General features: G+C 60.5%; 1 protein-coding gene, 5 tRNA genes and 1 pseudogene. All 7 read left to right on the forward strand.

The window, feature by feature from the left end:
* Positions 1-473 (forward strand): annotated as a pseudogene (locus QZL67_RS07730) (class I SAM-dependent methyltransferase); the annotation flags it as partial.
* A gap of 118 nt (positions 474-591) precedes the next feature.
* Positions 592-1482, forward strand: a complete 891-nt coding sequence (gene hslO, locus QZL67_RS07735) for an Hsp33 family molecular chaperone HslO (protein WP_022290157.1) — start codon at positions 592-594, stop codon at positions 1480-1482.
* A 78-nt stretch (positions 1483-1560) separates the two neighbouring features.
* Positions 1561-1637 (forward strand) — tRNA-Val (locus QZL67_RS07740).
* An 11-nt stretch (positions 1638-1648) separates the two neighbouring features.
* Positions 1649-1725, forward strand: a tRNA-Asp gene (locus QZL67_RS07745).
* A 33-nt stretch (positions 1726-1758) separates the two neighbouring features.
* A tRNA-Phe gene (locus tag QZL67_RS07750) sits at positions 1759-1834 on the forward strand.
* A gap of 3 nt (positions 1835-1837) precedes the next feature.
* Positions 1838-1913, forward strand: a tRNA-Gly gene (locus tag QZL67_RS07755).
* A gap of 94 nt (positions 1914-2007) precedes the next feature.
* Positions 2008-2082, forward strand: a tRNA-Cys gene (locus tag QZL67_RS07760).
* Positions 2083-2137: the final 55 nt, after the last annotated feature.

Consider the following 2137-nt stretch of genomic DNA (forward strand, 5'->3'; position numbering starts at 1 on the left):
GCCTCCCCCGCGCGGTAGTTGCCGTAATTGCCACGGTGGATTCCCTCAACTATCTGACCCGCCCCGCCGACTTGCGGGAGACTTTTCGTCGGGTGTACCGCTGGCTGCGGCCCGGGGGCAGCTTCTGGTTTGATGTGAACACCCCCTGGAAACTCCGGCGGATGGACCATCAGATGTATATGGACGAGACGGAGGAGACTTTCTGCGTATGGCGGACGTTTTTCTCTGAAAAGCGGCAGGGGTGCACCTATCAGGTGGACCTGTTCCGTCAGCGTCAGGACGGCGCCTGGGACCGGGACTTTGAAGAGCACCGGGAGCGGGCCTGGAGCCGGGAAGAGCTGGAGCTGTTTTTGTCGGAGGCAGGCTTCCGGGACATCGTGTTCACCGGAGATCTGACGGACCGCCCGCCGGAGCCGGAGGAGGACCGCTGGATTGTGCGGGCCGTCCGCCCGGCGGAGGAGCCCTGCGGCTGAACATATTACATGCCGGGAAGGTCTGGCGAAATCTGCATTTCCCCGCCCTCTGCCCATAAAACGGGCGGAGGGCGAGACTGCCGTGGGACCACGGCGAGAGAATAAAGGAGCACAGACGATGAGTGACCAACTGATCCGCGCCATCAGCAAGGATGGCTTTGTAAAGGCAACCGCGGTCTCCACCCGGGATTTGACCGAGCGGGCCCGCCAGATTCATAAGACGCTGCCGGTGGCCACAGCGGCTCTGGGACGGGCCCTGGCAGCCTGTTCCATGATGGGCAACGCCCTGAAGGAGGACGGCGCCAGCGTGACGCTGCAGATCAAGGGCGGCGGTCCGCTGGGCACGGTTCTGGCGGTTTCGGACAACCAGGGCAATGTCCGGGGCCGGGTGGATGAGCCGGCGGTGGATCTGCCCCTGCGGCCCGACGGCAAGCTGGACGTGGGCGGCGCCGTGGGAACGGACGGCATGCTGACCGTGATCCGGGACCTGAATATGAAAGAACCCTATGTGGGCAGCGTGGGCCTCATCGGCGGCGAGATCGCCGAGGATTTGGCGGCCTACTTTGTGGAGTCGGAGCAGATTCCCACCGCGTGCGGCCTGGGGGTCCTGGTAGATCGGGACCAGAGCGTGCTGAAGGCGGGCGGCTACCTGATCCAGCTGCTGCCCGGTGCCGGCGAAGACATTATCACAAAGGTGGAAGGCAGCATCCTGGCTGCCGGGGCGGTGACGAAGCTCCTGCAGGAGGATGACGATCCGGAGAGCATGCTGCGCCGGGCTCTGTCTGACTTTGACCTGGAGATTCTGGAGCGCAGTCCCATCGAGTACCGCTGCTACTGCAGCCGCGAGCGGATGGAGCGGGCACTTATCAGCCTGGGCCCCACGGAGCTGCAGTCCTTGCTGGATGAACAGGGGGAGGCGGAGCTGACCTGCCGCTTCTGCGACAACGTGCAGCACTTCTCCCGGCAGGACCTGGAGGGGCTTCTGGCGGGCATGCGAAAAAAAGTTTAAAAAATCTCAAAAATACAGTTGACAAACCGGGTCCATCTCAGTATAATAACTTTTGTCGTCTGACGAAAACGGCAATCGGGGAGCATAGCTCAGCTGGTTAGAGCACCTGCCTTACAAGCAGGGGGTCACTGGTTCGAGTCCAGTTGTTCCCACCACTTATTGAGATGGCCCGGTAGTTCAGTTGGTTAGAACGCTAGCCTGTCACGCTAGAGGTCGACGGTTCGAGCCCGTTCCGGGTCGCCATCTCCCAGGAAGCATTTGCTTCTTGGGAAACCTGCCCAGATAGCTCAGTTGGTAGAGCAGAGGACTGAAAATCCTCGTGTCGCTGGTTCGATTCCGGCTCTGGGCACCATTTGCGGGCATAGCTCATCTGGTAGAGCGCCACCTTGCCAAGGTGGAGGTAGCGAGTTCGAGCCTCGTTGCCCGCTCCAGATGCGATGCCCACACGAGAGTGTGGGCATCGCAATTCAAAAATAAGTGTGGACTTTTCCGGAAGGTTTGCATATAATATAGATGTCCCCAGATGGTGACATAGCCAAGTGGTAAGGCAAGGGTCTGCAAAACCCTGATTCCCCGGTTCAAATCCGGGTGTCACCTCCAAAAAAAACACCAGCCAATCGGCTGGGGTTTTTTTTGCTTTTGCAGTGGCTGGCGC

Origin of the sequence: Oscillibacter sp. CAG:155, from assembly GCA_000436875.1 — a bacterium.
Taxonomy (GTDB): domain Bacteria; phylum Bacillota; class Clostridia; order Oscillospirales; family Oscillospiraceae; genus Oscillibacter.